This window comes from Bradyrhizobium elkanii WSM2783 (assembly GCF_000472865.1).
GTDB lineage: Bacteria > Pseudomonadota > Alphaproteobacteria > Rhizobiales > Xanthobacteraceae > Bradyrhizobium > Bradyrhizobium elkanii_A.
In genome coordinates this window covers 193,013-210,393 of sequence record NZ_AXAP01000005.1, presented here as the reverse complement: position 1 = coordinate 210,393, position 17,381 = coordinate 193,013, and the positions used below count along the sequence as shown (strand labels likewise).

General features: G+C 61.9%; 12 protein-coding genes and 1 pseudogene. 10 read left to right on the top strand and 3 right to left on the bottom strand.

Annotated features, from left to right (window positions below; genetic code table 11):
* Window positions 1-82 precede the first annotated feature (82 nt).
* A pseudogene (locus YY7_RS50995) lies at window positions 83-1,198 on the top strand (integrase core domain-containing protein); the annotation flags it as partial.
* Between the two features lie 228 nt (window positions 1,199-1,426).
* On the opposite strand, the gene YY7_RS0107650 reads toward YY7_RS50995, so the two are convergent.
* A complete protein-coding gene (locus YY7_RS0107650; protein ID WP_245287221.1) occupies window positions 1,427-1,843 on the bottom strand; it encodes a prepilin peptidase in 417 nt (138 codons plus the stop codon).
* A gap of 340 nt (window positions 1,844-2,183) precedes the next feature.
* Here YY7_RS0107650 and YY7_RS0107645 point away from each other — a divergent pair, with 340 nt between their 5' ends.
* The 4 genes from YY7_RS0107645 to YY7_RS50990 all read left to right on the top strand — a co-directional run bounded on the left by YY7_RS0107645 (window position 2,184) and on the right by YY7_RS50990 (window position 7,448).
* Window positions 2,184-2,930 (top strand): EfeM/EfeO family lipoprotein, encoded by a 747-nt coding sequence (locus YY7_RS0107645; RefSeq protein WP_245287223.1) that lies wholly within the window; start codon window positions 2,184-2,186, stop codon window positions 2,928-2,930.
* Window positions 2,927-4,303 (top strand): cytochrome c peroxidase, encoded by a 1,377-nt coding sequence (locus YY7_RS0107640; RefSeq protein ID WP_028162729.1) that lies wholly within the window; start codon window positions 2,927-2,929, stop codon window positions 4,301-4,303. The genes YY7_RS0107645 and YY7_RS0107640 overlap by 4 nt, the downstream gene beginning before the upstream one ends.
* A gap of 256 nt (window positions 4,304-4,559) precedes the next feature.
* Window positions 4,560-6,668 carry a phospholipase C gene (locus YY7_RS0107635; RefSeq protein ID WP_028162728.1) on the top strand — a complete coding sequence of 703 codons (2,109 nt, stop codon included), beginning with the start codon at window positions 4,560-4,562 and terminating at the stop codon, window positions 6,666-6,668.
* A gap of 114 nt (window positions 6,669-6,782) precedes the next feature.
* A complete protein-coding gene (locus YY7_RS50990; protein WP_245287220.1) occupies window positions 6,783-7,448 on the top strand; it encodes a hypothetical protein in 666 nt (221 codons plus the stop codon).
* A gap of 5 nt (window positions 7,449-7,453) precedes the next feature.
* On the opposite strand, the gene YY7_RS0107625 is transcribed toward YY7_RS50990, so the two are convergent.
* Window positions 7,454-8,749 (bottom strand): cytochrome c peroxidase, encoded by a 1,296-nt coding sequence (locus YY7_RS0107625; protein WP_245287219.1) that lies wholly within the window; start codon window positions 8,747-8,749, stop codon window positions 7,454-7,456.
* Between the two features lie 425 nt (window positions 8,750-9,174).
* On the opposite strand from YY7_RS0107625, the gene YY7_RS50985 reads away from it, so the two are divergent.
* Window positions 9,175-10,968 carry an alkaline phosphatase family protein gene (locus tag YY7_RS50985; RefSeq protein WP_035689500.1) on the top strand — a complete coding sequence of 598 codons (1,794 nt, stop codon included), beginning with the start codon at window positions 9,175-9,177 and terminating at the stop codon, window positions 10,966-10,968.
* 320 nt (window positions 10,969-11,288) lie between these two features.
* Here the strand turns inward: YY7_RS50985 and YY7_RS0107615 are convergent, their stop codons facing one another.
* Complete coding sequence (locus YY7_RS0107615) at window positions 11,289-11,687, bottom strand: response regulator (RefSeq protein ID WP_051396582.1); 399 nt, start codon at window positions 11,685-11,687, stop codon at window positions 11,289-11,291.
* 96 nt (window positions 11,688-11,783) lie between these two features.
* On the opposite strand from YY7_RS0107615, the gene YY7_RS0107610 reads away from it, so the two are divergent.
* The 4 genes from YY7_RS0107610 to YY7_RS0107595 all read left to right on the top strand — a co-directional run bounded on the left by YY7_RS0107610 (window position 11,784) and on the right by YY7_RS0107595 (window position 17,313).
* Window positions 11,784-12,785 carry a chemotaxis protein CheB gene (locus YY7_RS0107610; protein ID WP_028162725.1) on the top strand — a complete coding sequence of 334 codons (1,002 nt, stop codon included), beginning with the start codon at window positions 11,784-11,786 and terminating at the stop codon, window positions 12,783-12,785.
* A gap of 9 nt (window positions 12,786-12,794) precedes the next feature.
* Window positions 12,795-13,076 (top strand): hypothetical protein, encoded by a 282-nt coding sequence (locus tag YY7_RS0107605; protein WP_028162724.1) that lies wholly within the window; start codon window positions 12,795-12,797, stop codon window positions 13,074-13,076.
* A gap of 325 nt (window positions 13,077-13,401) precedes the next feature.
* Window positions 13,402-16,569 carry a CheR family methyltransferase gene (locus YY7_RS0107600; protein WP_028162723.1) on the top strand — a complete coding sequence of 1,056 codons (3,168 nt, stop codon included), beginning with the start codon at window positions 13,402-13,404 and terminating at the stop codon, window positions 16,567-16,569.
* Window positions 16,570-17,313 (top strand): Crp/Fnr family transcriptional regulator, encoded by a 744-nt coding sequence (locus YY7_RS0107595; protein WP_028162722.1) that lies wholly within the window; start codon window positions 16,570-16,572, stop codon window positions 17,311-17,313. It begins immediately after the preceding gene.
* Window positions 17,314-17,381 lie beyond the last annotated feature (68 nt).

The window sequence follows — 17,381 nt, the reverse complement described above, 5'->3', positions numbered from 1 at the left end:
GGTCCTAACCGGCTACATAGGTAACAGAATAGACCGGCGACATGGGTAACAGGTCAACTGATCGGCAAGGAGGAGCTTGCCGATGGGTTGGATGGAGACCTGTGCTGTGGATGAACGGATGCGGTTTGTGGTGGCGGCGCAAAAGCATGAGGAGTCATTTGCGGCGGTGTGCCGGCGGTTCGGAGTGAGCCGTCGGGTGGGCTACAAATGGCTTGCGCGGTTCGAGGAAGAAGGGGCGGCCGGTCTGTTCGATCGTCCGCGAGCTCCCCTGCATCGTCCGCAGAGCATTGCGGAGGAGGTCGCCGAACGCTGCCTTGAGGTCCGTCGGGCGCATCCGACCTGGGGACCGGTCAAGGTCCTTGCCTTTCTCGAACGGAAGTCACCCCGGACGGCATGGCCAGCGGCCAGCACGATCGGCGAGCTGTTCGACCGTGAGGGGCTGACGGTGAAGCGCAAGTTGCGCCGCCGCAGCCCGCCCTCGAGCGTGCCCTTTGCCGGCTGCGAGGCGGCCAACGATGTGTGGTGTATCGATTTCAAGGGCTGGTTCCTGACCGGGGACGGCATGCGCTGCGAGCCGCTGACGATCACAGATGCCTACAGCCGCTATCTGCTGCGCTGCCAGGCTCTGGCACACACCGACACGGATCATGTCTGGCCGGCGCTGGACGCGGCGTTCCGCGAGTTTGGATTGCCGCATTACATGCGCTCGGACAACGGCTCGCCGTTTGCCTCGCGCGGCGCCGGAGGATTGTCGCGGCTGTCGGTCAAGCTGATCAAGGCCGGCGTGACGCCGGAGCGCATTGCGCCGGGCAAACCTCAGCAGAACGGCCGCCACGAGCGCATGCACCTGACCCTGCTGCAAGACGTTGCCAATCCGCCGGCTCCCACCATGCGCGAGCAGCTCAAGCGCTTGCGCAGCTTCCAGCATCTCTACAACCAAGAGCGTCCGCACCAATCGCTCGACAATGCCACGCCAGCCGACCGCTACCAGGCCTCCTCGCGCCGCTTCCACGGTATCTTGCGCAAGCCGGAATACGCTGATGACCAGGACGTTCGCTCGGTCCGGCACAACGGAGAGATCAAGTGGCAGGGCAACACGATCTATATCAGCGAAGCGCTGATCGGCGAGCCTGTCGGCTTGGCCGAGGACCAGGACGGCTGGACCGTCAGCTATGGCCCGATCGTGCTCGGCACGATCGCTCACCGCGATGACCAGCTCCGAAGACCCAAACGTAAAGCAAAAGGCTGTGGACTTGAGGACAACGCTGCGCGTTGCCCTCAGGGTCCACAGCCTCAACAACAACAGACCTGAACGAAACGAGAATTGTGTTACCTATGTCGTCGGTCTGAACTGTTACCCATGTCGCCGGTTGCTCAGAGGCAGCGCCCATGACCGATACAATTCGACCTTCTCGTCACGCTCCAGCTAGCTGAGCCACCGCTGGAACGCCGGCGTGAGCAGCAGGCCGAGGGCCAGAAACGGGCCGAATGGCATCGATGTCTGGCGCTTCATCTGGCGTCCGGCGAGTTGCAGACCGCCCGCTGTCGCGAGCGCGGTCAAGGTGGCAATCAACAGCAACGTTGGAATGCCGGTGACGCCGATCCAGGTCGCGGCGGCTGCGAGAAACTTGACATCGCCAAGCCCGAGCCCCTCGGTTTGTCGTAGCAGGAAATAGAGGCGTCGCAGCAACAAGAAGATGACAGCAACCGCGGCGGCTTCACCGAGCGTCTCTAAGCCTTCTGTCAGGTTCCCAAAGACCATCGCTTGCGCAACGCCAAGCATCGCAATCGTAAAATTCAACCGATCCGGAATGATACCATGACGAAAGTCGATCAGCGCCAATGCGCAGCACACCACGCTAAGGGCGATATAGAATCCGAGGAACTGCACAGATTCATTGGCGATTGGCATGAGCGCTACGATGAATGACGAAATGTGTGAGTGCTTACCAGAATTTCGTTCACGATCAGCAGCTCAATTTTCAAGCAACCGCACAAGTACGGAGCGGCCTTTCGGGAATGTGATCGTCGAAAAAACTCTTCACAGCAGAAAACCGCAACGTGCAATCAGTCTGTCACAAAACCGCATAGGAAGCTGACAATATTTCCCGTCGCTGCGAGCGATAGCTGATGCGTGAATGACGGTGAATAAGATGCGAGTGGCGACATGCCTTGCCTTGCTGGTGACGTTGATCGGTGTGCGTTCCGCAGACGCCGGAGTTCTTGATGAAGGCGCCGAACGCTATCGGCCTTACATGATCGAAGGGATTGATAGCGCGCTGGCGGGTGCACAAGCGCTGCGTGAAAGGGCTGCAGCAGGGGATCTCGGGGGCGCGAAGAAAGCCTGGATCTCGGCTCGTGCCGGCTGGGAGCGCTCCGAAGTCTTCACGACCGGCTTTGTACCCGAGCTTGACGCGAAGATTGACGCGTGGCCGAACGCCGACAGCGGGTTCCATGCCATCGAAGCGAAATTGTTCGGCGCCGGCCAGACCGACGTCGACAAGGATGCTGCCGTTTTGGTCGAAGATCTGAATAATCTGCACGTCAAGCTCAAGGATATGCAGCTCACGCCGCAGGGATTGCTGGATGGTACGGCGCGCCTCGCTTACGAAGTCGGGGAAAGCAAGGCCGATGGTGGCGAATCCCGCATCAGCGGCACCTCGCTCGATGATATGCGCAACAACATCGCCGGCATCGATTTCGCCTACCACACGATTTTCTCCGCGGCGCTCAACACGGCGGACGGCAAGCTCGATGAAATGGTGACGAATCGGATCGAGCTGCTTGAAGCGATTGTTGCGGCGCCCGACCTGCCGCATGTCGATATCCCCCGGTTGCGCCGCGCCAGCGAGGAACTGGTGGTGGCGCTGCAGACGGCTTCGGCAAAGCTTGGACTGCAACGGCCGACGCTGGAGGCCCAGGCGCGATGAACTCGCCTTGGTTGCGGCTGACGGCGCTTGCGTCCGGTCTGCTTGTCGTCGCGTCGCTTGGGCGCGCGCTGGCTTTTCCCGTCGACGGCAATCAGACTGTCCTGCCGACAAAAACCGAGCTGAACGAGGATGCGCTCGACAAGCCGCGCGAGGTGTTCCAATCGGAACGCGCCGGCGCGAAATCGTATATGGTGAATCTCGGCGACCTCGCGTTCAATTCGCCGTCGATCCTGGGCGAGGTGGCACGGCAAGCCGGCGTCAGTTGTGGCACCTGCCACGTCAATGGCGTCGGTAACGCCAAATTCTTCATGCCGAAGATGTCGACGCGGCCCGGAAACTTCGACGTCACCGGCCCCTTTTTCAATCCGAAGGCGAACAATCTCGTGCTCGATCCGGTGAGGATCCCGAGCCTGCGCGGTGCGCGCTATCTCGCGCCGTACGGCAGCGACGGGCGATCGGCTTCGCTGCGCGACTTCATCCGCAACGTCATCGTGAATGAGTTCGCCGGGCCCGAGCCGTCGCCGGCGATCATCGACGCCATCGTCGCCTATGTTCAGGACATCGACTTCCTGCCCAATCCGAGCCTCGGTCCCGGTGGCCGGCTGGTTGGCAATGTCAGCGAGTCCGAACGTCGCGGCGAAGCCTTGTTCTCCAAACCATTTCCGCATGATCCCGGCTTGAGCTGCGCCGGTTGTCATGTCCCGTCGGCTGCCTTTGTCGACCACCAACAACATGACGTTGGCTCCGGCGGCCTGTTCAAGACGCCGACCCTGCGCAACGCGGATTTCAACGCACCCTATTTTCACGACGGCCGCTTCGACAGCTTTGATCAGGTCGTCGATCATTTCGACCGCGCATTCGATCTTGGCCTGTCGTCCCAGGATAAGCGCGACCTCGTAACCTATCTCACGGCGGTCGGCGATGGTGTGCAGCCTTATGAGCGCGATGGCGCCGGCGCGACGCTTAAGGAAATCAATGATTTCAACATGGTGCTTGCGACCGCGATTCCCTCGGGCGACAAGGCGATCGTCGCGCTTGCCGTCGACACCATCGGCCAGGAGCTACGCGAGCTCACCGAGCGATATCCCGATCGAAAGAACACCAGCGTCTCGGGCGGCGAGCAGCAGCGGGTTTCGGCGCGCAACAGTCTCAAGGAACTCGTCCTCATGCTGCGGCGAATCGACATCGCCGTAAGCGAAGGGCGCAATGCCGACGCCGCGACTGAGTTCAGGAACTATCGCTATCTCATGGCCGCGGCCGTCCCTGCGCTGTTGGCAGGCGCCGAGCCATGGTCGCTGTTCAATCAGGATGTGCACGATCAGCACTACGCGGCGCTGCGCCAGGTGATGCAGTCGAAACATCTGTCTCACTAGGTCGCTGCTGCGTTGCGCGAATTTGTCTCCGCAGAAATTCTCGCGCGATAGCATCGCGCATCACTTCCAAAACTCGTGAGCCTTTGTCGCGCGATGCGAATGCATCGGTCGCGATGCATGCATCGCGGCATTGGACGCTACGCAGAAAATTTTTGAGCGATTCAAAATTTCTCGCGCGCTTTCACAGCAACGATAAGCGTGCGTCATGTTGCCGCATTAGACGATGTGTCGCCAACCACAACCTTTGGAGTCGATAATGACTTTCAATCATAAGAAGAACTGGCGAACCACTACGGCACTTTGCGTCATCTCAACAGTCGCTGTCGCAACAGCCGCCTATGCAGCACATTATCCCGGCGGACGAAGTGATTGGGACAAGCGCTCGCATCACAATCATTTCGCCCATGACAATCAAGGCAACGATCACGACGGGAACGGTCACCACGGCGACAACGGTCACGACAACAATGGCCACCATGGCGACCACGGTGACAAGGACAATGATCCGGCTGGCAAAGTGAAGACCGCATCGCCGATCAAGCACGTCATCATCCTGATCGGCGAAAACCGCGGGCTAGATCATACGTTCGGAGTGTACAAGCCGAAGGGCAGGGGACAGACGATCTCCAACCTGCTGTCGAAGGGCATCGTCAACGAGGACGGCTCGCCCGGTCCGAACTTTGCGCAAGCCCAGCAATACTCGGTCGCCGCGCAGTCCTCTTTCTATATTAGTGCGCCGACGATCGCGAAGTCGCCCTACAGCGCGACCAACACGATGCCGCAGCCGAACACGGCCGGAACGCCCACCGCGCAGAGCGACACCGGTGCTCCGTTCAAAACGATCGCCGAAGCCAGTGTCGAGAAGGACATGGATTCGAGCGATCTGGATATCCTCACGACCGGCTTCAGCGGCCTGCCGACTGGCGCTCTTGATACCCGCGTTCCCGGCGCTGGTCACTTGACCGGACCGTTCGCGCTGCAGGGTGAGCAGATCAGCGACGACGACTACACCGGTGACACCACGCATCGGTTCTATCAGGACTGGCAGCAGGAGGATTGCAGCGCGGCCAGCGTGACCAAAGCCAACAACTCCGGTTGCCTCAATGATCTGTTTCCGTTCGTGATGGCGACCTACTCGGCGTCCAACAAGAGCATGGCCAACTCGATGGGCTTCTATAATGCCCAGCAAGGGCAGGCCCCGATCCTGAAGATGCTGGCTGATCGTTTCACGCTCGGTGACAACTTCCATCAGTCGTTCCACGGCGGCACCGGCGCTAACCACTTTATGCTCGGGACCGGCGACGCAGGCTTCTGGAGCGACGGCAAGGGCAACCCGACCACGCCGCCTGCTAACCTGATTGCAAACCCGAATCCGGCGGCCGGATCGGTCAACCGCTACACGGTCGACGGCAACTTCAGCGATTGCTCTGATGTGGCGCACCCCGGTGTGAAGCCGATCGTGACCTATCTGAACAATCTGCCGTATGCGGCGGAGCCGAACTGCAAGCCCAACCACTACTACATGCTCAACAACACCAATCCGGGCTATCTGCCGAACGGTGCACTGGCAGGCGGAAACAACATGCCGCCGTCGTCGGTGCGGACCATCGGCGATGCCCTGATAGAGAAGAAGATCTCCTGGGCCTTCTACGGTGGTGCGTATAATGACGCCGTGGCGCTTTCGAACGCCGCGGTTGCCGCCAACCCGAACAATCCGGATCTCACCGCGGCTGCGCTCGCCGATCCGGCCCACGCGCTCGGTGTGGCCTACTGCCAGATCTGCAATCCGTTCCAGTATGCGACCTCGATCATGGCCAACCCGACCGTGCGTCAGGCTCACATCAAGGACACTGCCGATCTGATCACGGCGATCCAGGACAACAAGTTGCCTTCGGTGTCGTTCGGCAAGCCGGACGGTCTGCTAGACGGCCACCCGCAAAGCTCGAAGGTCGATCTGTTCGAGGCCTATGTGCTGAATGTCTTGAACGCGCTGGACAACAATCCGGAGCTCAAGGCGGAGACCGCGGTGTTCATCACCTGGGACGAAGCCGGCGGCTACTGGGACTCGGGCTACATCCAGTCGATCGATTTCTTCGGTGATGGACCGCGTATGCCGATCCTCATCCTGTCGCCCTATTCGACCGGCGGCAAGATCTACCACAACTACGGTGACCACGTTTCGTTGCTGAAATTCATCGAACGTAACTGGAGTCTGCAGCCGCTGACGAACCGCAGCCGCGACAACCTGCCGAACCCGACATATTCGCGGAACAACGAGTATGTGCCGACCAACAGCCCCGCGCTCGCTGACATGTTCGATGCGTTCGATTTCGGCAAGCCGGTTGCACTGTCCTATACCGAGTAGCTGAGCAGCGTTCCAAGAACGACTGGTCTGAAGATGGTGCCGATCGAGCCAATGGTTCGGTCGGCGCCACCGCATTTTTGTGCCGCCGAGGTTTTGCCGATGGATCGATATCGGATGCTGGGGAGCAGGAGGCTGCGAGCATGCCTGCTTGCCTTGGTCGGTTCGGCGCTTGCCGGCACCTCAGCCGCGGCGCAGCAGTTTTCCGCGGACCTTGTCGCGAGACAAGGTGAGAAGGTCGTGCGCGTGGGAAGCCTGCGCGTGTCCGAAAGCAAGGTGAGGATCGAGACAACCGATTTCGCCGATGGCTTCTTTCTGATCGATGGGGCGAAGCCTGCGGCCGCTTTCGTGCGCCCGCGCGCGAAGGTGTTCATGGACGCAAGGCAGTCAAGTCCGCTGACGCAAATGTTTGTCCCGGTCGATCCGGATGAGCCCTGCCGGCAATGGCGGGCGATGGCATCGCTGGCGGCACCGGTGGAGCCCGATAATTGGCATTGCGAGCGCGACGGGGAGGGAACAGTCGGGGATCGTAAGGCGGACGTCTATCGGATCGTTGCGGCTCCCGGCGGCGGCTTTGTCGGGTGGATCGACCGTGAGCGCAAGTTTCCGGTGCAGATCAAGACCGGGGACGGAACGATGATCGCCATCGAGAACATCCGCGACGAGCTGCAGCCGGCGCAAGCGTTCGAAATTCCCTCTGGCGCGCGCAAATTCGATCCGCGGGCGTTGATCGATCGTATCAGGCAGAGCGATGTATGGGTCGCTCCGCCCGCCTCGGAGTGAGCAGGTCACTGCGCTTGCTTGGCTGTCGTTTGCAGCATCCGTCCAAGCGCCGCATAGTGCGACTGGTGGACGTTGGCGTTGAACAGCGACCACGGTTCGGCTTTCTTCAAGGCGACGGGGACGTCGAAGGTGGCGAGCATCGAGAACGTCTCGTATTCGGCCATGGCCTCGTCGAGATGGCCGGCTGCGACCGCAAGATCAATCCGGCGCAGACTGAGAACCAGATCCTTGACGGCGCTGCGCGCCGCAAGCCGCTCCTCCTGGCCCCCGACCGAAGCATACCTGATATCCGGAATATGCTCGGTCAATTCACGCAATTCAGCGCCTACGCCCGTGACGGCCAGCGACACCACGGCTGTATCCGCGGCGGGGATGGCGAGCTCCAGGACACTCGCGAGCTCACGCACTTCCTTCATCCGGATCGCCACGCCGTCCTTGTCGAACGGGCGGTCGCCGTCGCCGACCGCAGTCAGATAGGCGACGAGGTCCTGCGTGTCCTGAGAAGAGAGGCCGAGCTCGAAGGTGCGATCGAAATGTCCGACCACTTCTTCATAGGTGTCGTAGCGGCCATCGTGGAAGTAGGGCGCGTTGAAGTTGGCGTTGAGCAAGGTCGGTGTTTTCACCAGGCCCCCCGAGCCCACGTCATGGCGGGCCTGGTCGGTGAAGACACCCGTTGGAACATGGCAGGTGGCGCAGTTCAGTTGGGGCTGGTGCGGAAACGGCTTGAAGAACAGTTGCTCGCCGTGGCGCTCGGCGGCGCTTGCTTGTGCGCTAAGCATGCCGCCGGGCGAAAGCCTGGGATTGGGGAGAAAATCGATGTCGTTGATGTAGGCGACAAGGCCGTCCAGGACGGCATCGCTCGGTCGCGGCCCCTGAAACTCGTTGACGATGACGTTATATATAAAGCCGCGTAGTGAGGTGATGCGGCCGTCGTGCCCGTATGGCGCCAGGAAGCGCGCGCCGCGCAGGCTGGGGATCAGAACCGGATCGAGAATGCTGTTGAACGCCTTCGGATTGAACATCAGGCTGGTGGTGTCGAAGGTGCCGGGGCGCGAGGAGGCGCCGGGAACGAACAGCTTCGGATTCGATGTCCCGTTGACGTGACAGGTGCCGCAGCTCATTTCCGCCTGCCGCGCCTTGCCGCCCAGGATGGAAGGCGAGTTGAATGCGAGATCGCCAAGATTGACCAGGTAGGACTTGTGCCCGCCAACCGCTTCCGAGTGGAACAGTTCGCGCGGCTTCGCCAGCGCTTCCTCGGAAAATTCCGTCCCGGTCGGCAAGACCGTCTGATCGCCGCCCAAAGGAAACGCCTCTGTCCGCAAGGGAATGAGCGCTGCAACAAGCGCAATCAGCACAATCAAAGCGCACGAAGTGGTGCGATGCGCGGCAGCCGCGCCGTTTCGGCGCGAGCGGCACGCAAGAATGTCCCTGGTCATCACGACAAAGCCCCTGCAGCAATTAGTTGGGCGGTCTGTGAACAGCAGATGTCGCACGGATGACAGTGTCCCTGCTGGCGAGACCGCAGCTGGACTGGATAGACAGAACTTGTCGTCGGTTTGATGACGATCAGATGGCAGAGCGCACCTCGATATCCGTCTAAGCATGGCGATGACGTCTCAGCGTGTGCGCGACTCCTTGCATTGTCGGAAAACAGTCATCGGATCGAAATGTGCGGCAGATAGCCTCACCTTGTTTCATTCCATCTTTGCTCTCAGGGGAGAAAACCATGCGGCTTTGGGGAGCCATTCCCGCGCTCACATTGGCTGTTGGTGCGATCGCTGTCGCGCCGGTGGCCAAGGCAGAGAATCTCGTCGACAAGATCGTCGACCAGTTCAAGCACAACAAAGGCGATGACTTCAAACATCATGACCATGATCATGATCACGGTCACCATGACCATGACAGTCTGCTGAAGGCATACAAGCACGTCGTGATCATCTATCAGGAGAATCACAGCTTCGATAACCTCTACGGCCACTGGGGCGACGTCGGTCGTGACAACATCAACGGCGTTTCCGACGCCGATCAGCCGCACACGCTGCAGGTCCGCCAGGACGGCAAGACGGTCTACACCTGCCTGTTGCAGAATGACGTCAACCTGACCTCTCCCTCGCCGTTGCCGACGAGCTGCACCGACAATGGAAGCTCGGTCGCCATCCTCAGTGCCTTCAAGAACAAGCCGTTCGAAATCAACGACTTCATTCCGACGTCGGCAACCACCTGCCCGAAACCGATCGGCGCTTTCGCGTCTCACGGCTTCCTCAACGGCACCGGTCTGCCCGGCGGCTGCACGGAGGACATCGTGCATCGCTTCTACAGCGAGCAGTATCAGATCAATGGTGGCCGGCAGAACCGCTACATGACCGGCAGCGATGCTGCGGGTCTCGTGATGGGCTATTACGACACCAAGAAGCTGCCGATCTACCGCTATCTGCACGATCGCGGCGCGCCGAATTACGTCATCGCCGACAGCTTCTTCCAGGGCGCCTTCGGCGGTTCGTTCCTTAACCACCAGTTCCTGGTCGCGGCCGCCGCTCCGCAATTCGTCGGCGCATCCAACGACGGCAGCGCCACCGACCTGCACTCCATCGTCGACGCCAACGGCATGCCGACCAGCACGCCGCTTTACGCCCCGCTTTCCACGGTGAAGGATGCGCAACTGACGGCCAAGTGCAGCCAGGCTGGTTTGCCGGCCGGGCTCGCCTGCGGCGACTATGCCGTCAACACCACCCAGCCGTTCTATCAGCCCTATTCGCCCGGCACGGCGGATGCCCGGCGCCTGCCACCGCTCAACACGCCCAACATCGGCGACAAGCTGTCAGCCAAGCACGTCGACTGGGCCTGGTATTCGGGCGGCTGGTCGAACGCCAATGGTGACGTCGGCGCTTCGGGCTGGACCAACGGAAACGGCACCACCTGCACCGACCCGAACCATCTGCCCACGGCGGTCTTCCCCAATTGCGCCGACGTGGACTTCCAGTTCCACCACCAGGCGTTCAACTATTTCGCCAACTACGCGCCCGGCACGAAGGCCCGCAAGGATCATCTGAAGGATGAGGCGGAGTTCATCCAGGCGGCAAAGAACGGCAGGCTGAAGGACGTCAGCTTCATCAAGCCGATCGGTGAAGAGAACGAGCATCCTGGCTATGCCAGCGAGGCCGAAGGCAGCCAGCATCTGGTTGACCTGGTCAAGGCGATCACCGAGGGGCCGGACGGCAAGGACACCCTCATCATCATCACCTATGACGAGTTCGGTGGTCAGTGGGATCACGTCCCGCCGCCGCCCCACAATCGTCGCGGCGATGACGCGAAGGCTGCGGACCAGTGGGGACCTGGCACCCGTATCCCCGCGCTCTTGATCTCCAAACGCTTCGAGAAGTCGGGCGTCGCCCACGAGGATTACGACACCACCTCGATCCTCAAGCTGCTCGAGAAGCGCTTTGACCTCGATCCCGTCGTGACCCGGCCGGTGCGCAACCTCGCAGTGGCGCTCAAGGCCGGCGATTCCGATCGGCATTGAGGACAAGCAACAAGGCGAGCTGGCCCGCATCTCCGTCAAGAGCGGGCCAGTTGATTCAGGTCCTGTCGGTGCGATGAATTCTTTCACGCCTCGCGACCCCCGCAGGATGGCGTCCTCGCGAAAGCGGGGACCCATAACCACAGGGAGGTGTTGTGGCGCGAGCAAGCAGTTGCAGCGGAGCACATCACAAAGTCCTGTGGTTATGGGTCCCGGGTCAAGCCCGGGGACGACGCCGTCATTGCGAGCGGAGCGAAGCAATCCATAGCGCCGCAAGCGGAAAAATGGATTGCCTCCGCCGGTCGACAATCCGGACGACGCTTTCAGTGCTGCAGCATCAGCTCGCTTAGCCCGCGGGTCATCGCGGCAAGATCGAGCGGCTTCTCCCATAGCTGGATGTTTTCAAATTCCGGGTCGATCGCGCTTCTGTCATAGCCGGTCGTCAAGACGAACGGGATGCCGCGGGACCTCAACGCATGTGCGACCGGGAATATCGACGCATTTCTGAGATTGACGTCGAGCACTGCGCCGTCAACCGTCCGAAGTCCATTCAGGATGGCCAGCGCATCCTCGACGTCGCCGACCGGCCCTTCGATCTCGGCGCCGAGCGCCCGGCACGCGCGCGCGATATCGTCGGCGAGGAAATATTCGTCTTCGACGACGAGGATGCTGCGTCCGGTCAGGACGCCGCGTTCGCGAAGAAGGACAGGTGCTGCCATCATGCCTCGAGCCTCCTTCGCCGTCCGAATCCTATTGAGGTTAGGAACATAAGGCGAAGCCGCGCCTTGTCGTAAACACTCCAGAGTACGACGGGTTCCATGGTCAACCGCGACATTATCGTCATCGGGGGCTCTGCCGGCGCGACGGCGCCGCTGAAGGACATTTTGAGCAGGCTGCCGGCCAACCTGCCCGCCGCGCTGTTCATTGTGCTGCACATCCCGGCCCAAGGGATTGGAGTCCTCTCGACCGTGGCAAGCGCGGCCGCCAAGCTGCCCGTTCGCCAAGCGGAAAACGGCATGCTCATCGAGCATGGCAATATCTATCTCGCACCGCCGGACCATCATCTGCTGGTGTTCAGGGATCATATGATGTTGGGCCGCGGCCCGCGCGAGAACATGGTGCGTCCGGCGATCGATCCGTTGTTTCGCTCCGCCGCGCTGCACTACGGACCGCGAGTGATCGGCGTCGTTCTTAGTGGATTTCTGTCCGATGGGGGGGCCGGGCTGAACGCGATCAAGCGCTGCGGCGGCTTCGCCCTGGTGCAGGACCCCAAAGACGCCACCGCCGACGAGATGCCGCTGCGCGCGCTCGAGGCGACCACTGTGGACCTCTGCGTCCCCGGGAGGCGGATCGGCGACGTGCTGTCCGACCTGGTTCGAGAGGCGCCGGGTGCCGCGCTGCCGATCCCGCCGGAGATCCGGCTGGAAGTCGAGATCGCCGCAGGTGAGCGCATCGGCAGCGACAGGCTGTTGCCGATTGCCGATCCGGCGTCGCTGACTTGCCCGAGCTGCGGCGGCGTACTTTCCGAGCTCAACAATGGTCATCCCTTGCGTTTCCGCTGCCAGGTCGGCCATGCCTTTACCGCCGATGTGCTGGCCAAGGAGCAGGAAGGCCGGGTTGACGAAGCCTTGCGGGTGGCGCTGCGGATCATCGAGGAGCGCGCCGAACTGGTTCACCGCATGGCGCTTGATGGCCGCCAGAGCGGCCGGGCCGCGGTAGCCCAAATGTACGAGGCGCGGGCGGCGGAATATCGCGAATATGCCGACATGATCCGGCGCGTCGTGCTAAAGTCGCTGGACCCGCGGCCTTCCAAAGCTTAGGCGGTGCCAATGGTCATATCGCTTGCCGAGCGTGCCGAAGAGCTCAGGGCGGAGCGGCGTGTTCTGCTCAAGGCCGACGGCGATATCGAGGAAGGCTTAAAACGGCTCCAGAACCAGCAGGATCTGCTGCTCGATCTGCAGGCTGCCGGTCACGATACGACGCAGGCCGAACGCCTGGTCGTTCTGCTCGAGCAGACCCTGCTGCAATGGGAGCACCATCGCACGCTGATCGAGCAGCGCATCGCGTATCTTGAGAATGAGATCTATCCGCTGTCGATCAAGGGGACGTGAGGCGTGCAGGCTTCGTGATCGGGCGCCAAGCCCGAGCGTACGTCGCACTGCTGCAGCGCGCTCTGCCTCCGGCGACAGCTCGCGGTCAGCCGCCGTTGATCAGGGGGTGAGTTCTTCAGGACGTTTCCGGGTTCCGGAGCCGCCAGCGCCGGTATGCGCGTTCTTCGGAGGCTATGCGTAGGGACCTCATGGCGCCGGGCGACCAGATCGCACTCTCGCGCGTTATTTCGCCGTAATCTCTGTTGGGATAGTGTCAAATTCTGCTATGTGCGTGGTTTGGCACGCTAAATCAGGCCCCTGACAGAACAACGAGAGCCGCCGCCCCATGAGTGAACCCGGATCGGAACCAGCGGATGGCCGGCGTCGGGCCAAGGCGCCGTTGATCATCGGCGTCGGCGCGTCCGCCAGCGCGATGGATAGTATCGAGCGTTTCTTCTCGAAACTGACGCTGAATTCCGACCAGACCGTCGTGTTGGTGTTGCAGCACCGTGAGGCGTTCGACGAACGGCGGCTGCGAGAGATGCTGCAGCGTTCGGAAGGCACCAAGCTTTCCGAAATCGAGGACGGCGCCGCGATCGAAGGCAGCACGATCTATCTCTGCCCCGCCAACAGGATCGTCAGCATCCATGGCGATCGGCTGGCGATCCGTGCGGCCGAGCAGGCGCCGGGCGAACGCGCTACGGTCGACAGCTTCCTGGTATCGCTCGCGGAAGACCGGGCCGAGGAGGCGATCGGCGTCGTCCTCGCCGGAACCGGCGGCGACGGGACGCTGGGTGTGGCGACCCTGAAGGACCACGGCGGGCTTGCCATCGCCGAACGTGTCGCCAGCGATCATGCCGACCCACACGTCGACAGTAACAATGCGGCCGCAATCGCCGATTTCGTGCTGCCGCCTGACGACATTCCCGAGCACATCCAGGTCTACGCCCGCCATCTGCGGCGGCTGGAGGAGAGGCAGGGATTTGACGAAATCCTCGCCGCCGCCGCCAGTTCGCTGTCGCGTATCGCCGACATCCTGCGTAATAAGACCGGTAATGATTTTCACGGCTATAAGCAGAACACCTTCCTCCGCCGGGTGCAGCGGCGCATGCAGGTGGTGCAGATCGACGAGATCGCCGCCTATGTCGATTACTTGAGACAGGACAAGGATGAGGCGCAGCACCTGTTCAATGACCTCCTGATCGGGGTCACCGAATTCTTCCGCGACAAGCGCGAATTCGAGGTGCTGGAAACCCAGGTGATCCCGAAAATTTTCGAGAACAAGGCTGCGGGCCAGCAGGTCCGCGTCTGGGTGCTGGGTTGTGCCACCGGGGAAGAGGCCTATTCGATAGGCATCCTGCTTCGCGAGCACATGGCCAAGCTCGACTCGCCGCCGCAGGTGCAGATCTTTGCCACCGATATCGATGGCCGCGCGCTTGCCGCGGCCCGGGTCGGTCGCTATCGGACCACTATCGACGGCGATATGTCGCCGGAGCGGTTGGCGCGCTGGTTCGTCCGCGAGGGCGACACCTATTGCGTGGTGAAGGAGCTGCGCGAGATGTGCATCTTCTCGCAGCATAACGTCATAAAGGACGCGCCGTTCTCGAAGCTCGATCTGGTGTCCTGCCGCAATCTCCTGATCTATCTGAACGCCGAGCTGCAGAACCGGGTCATTCCCCTGTTCCACTTCGCGTTGCTGCCGGACCGCTTCCTGTTCCTCGGCAACTCCGAGAACGTAACGCGGCATCCAAAACTGTTCGCGCCGGTGGATCGTCGGGCACGCATCTTCAAGAAGCTCGAGACCGGCACCCGCCTGCCGCCCGAATTTCCGATCACGACGGCGGCCGGGCGCGCGACCGTCGAAGTCCCTCCGGTGCGATCCGTCGGTCCCGATGTCGGGCTGGAGCGCCGTGCCCAGCGCATCGCCGAACGCTACGCGCCCGCCTATGTCATCACCGACGAGAATTTTCAGATCCTGCATTTCTCCGGCCGCACCGGCCGCTATATCGAGCCGACCGCGGGTGCGGCGACGCTCGACCTGCTCAGTCTCGTGCACCGCGATCTCCGGCTGGAATTGCGGACCGCGCTCGGCCGGGCCGCCGAAACCAAGGAGACGGCGCATGCCGAGCAGGTGCAACTCGGCGTGAACGGCCATCGCATACTGGTCGATATCACCGTCGAGCCGATTCAGGAACGCGCTGCCGGCCACCGCAATTTCGTCGTGCTGTTCAAGGACGGTCCGCTCCGCATTCTCGATAGCAAGGAAAACAATCCCAACACGCTGGTCAGAACCGAGCATGTCGAGCGGCTTGAGAGTGAATTGCGAGCTACTCGCGAGCGGCTGCAGGCCACCATCGAAGAGCTCGAAAGCACCAACGAGGAGCTGAAATCCTCCAACGAGGAATATCAGTCGCTGAACGAGGAATTGCAGTCGGCGAACGAAGAGCTGGAGACCTCGCGCGAGGAGCTGCAGTCGGTCAACGAGGAGTTGACGACCGTCAATGGCGAGCTGGCGCACCGCGTGCAGGACCTGACGCGCGCCACCAGCGACCTGAAGAACTTCCTCGAGAGCACGCAGATCGCGACCGTGTTCCTGGACAATGACCTCAAGGTGATGAATTTCACGCCGGCGATCACCCAGGTGCTGCACCTGGTCGACACCGACGTCGGCCGGCCGATCGCACATATCAAGGCGCGGATTCCGATCGAGGAGCTCTACGACGAGGTCCGCCGCGTACTGCGCACGCTCGCCAGCGCCGAGCGCGAACTAAGCGCGCCCGACAGCGGCACGCGCTACATCGTCCGAGTCCTGCCGTACCGGAGCATCGACAATTTCATTGCCGGCGTCGTCATCACCTTCATCGACGTCACCGCGATCACGCGCGCGGAGGAACGGCAGCGGCTGCTGCTCGCCGAGCTTCAGCACCGCGTCCGCAACACGCTCGGCGTCGTCCGCTCGATTGCGCGCCGCTCGGCTGAAACCAGCTCGAGCGTCGAGGAATATGCTGCGCATCTCGACGGCCGCCTGAACGCATTCGCGCGCACCCAGGCGCTGGTGACGCGCGACCCCGAAGCCGGCGTCGATCTTGAATACCTCGTCATCGAGGAGCTGCTCGGCTACAATGCCCATGAGGGCGAGCAATTACGCGTCTCCGGCCCGCAAGTACGTTTCCAGGAAAAGCCGGCGGAGACTTTCGCGCTCGCCCTCCACGAACTTGCGACCAACGCGCTCAAATACGGCGCGCTGAGCCGGCCTTCCGGGCGCATCGAGGTCACTTGGCGGATCGACGACGCGGTCGATCCGCCGCGACTTGTTTTCGACTGGCGCGAGCGGGGCGGACCGCCCGTCACGCCGCCGCCGCGCAAGGGTTTTGGCACCGAACTGCTGGAGCGGACGCTGGCGTTCGAGTTCAAGGGGCAGACCATGATCATGTACAATGCTGCTGGCCTTCACTGTACCATTACCATTCCGTTGAGCCGGCGGACCATCCATACGCCGGCGGTGGACGGCTAAATGCATCCCCCACCCATTGAGGGAAACCCGGCGCAGCCGGTGATCCGGCGGCTGAATGCGCTGCGGCGCTTGTCGGACGACGGGATCGCCGCGCTCGAACGGGCGATACGCGAGGGCATGCAGCACGTCGGCCCGGGCGAAGACCTGATCAGCGAGGGGGATGCGGTCCATGGCGTGCGGATCCTGCTGTCGGGCTGGCTGTGCCGCTACAAGACGCTGGAGGATGGAAGGCGCCAGATCGTCAATTTCATCCTGCCAGGCGAAACCTGCGACGCTTACACCTATCTGCTGCCGGTGATGGATCACTCCATCGCGAGCCTGACGCCAGTGGTCTATGCCGAGGTCAAGCGCGCGCAATTCGAAGCACTGGTGGCGCACGACAGCTCGGTCGCGGAGGCGTTCTGGTGCGAGACGCTGGTGAACAACGCGATCCAGCGCGAATGGGCGATCAATCTCGGCCGCCGGCTGGCGCTCGAGCGCGTAGCGCATCTGCTATGCGAGATCTATGAACGGCTGCGGCCGGTCGGCCTGATCGACGGCAATTCCTGCGCCTTTCCGGTGACCCAGATGGATCTGGCCGACGCGACCGGCCTCTCGGTGGTCCATCTCAACCGCACGCTGCAGGACTTGCGCAGCTCCGGCCTGATCCTGCTGCGCGAACGGACGCTGACGATCACCGACCTGGACGTGCTCAAGAGCACGGCGCTGTTCTCGCCGAACTACCTTCATCTCTATCGAGCGTGAGCGGCGTCGCTCCTATCCCATTTTAGGAACCGGGAACCGGTTCCCTTTGTTGAGTGCTCAGCTTGAGT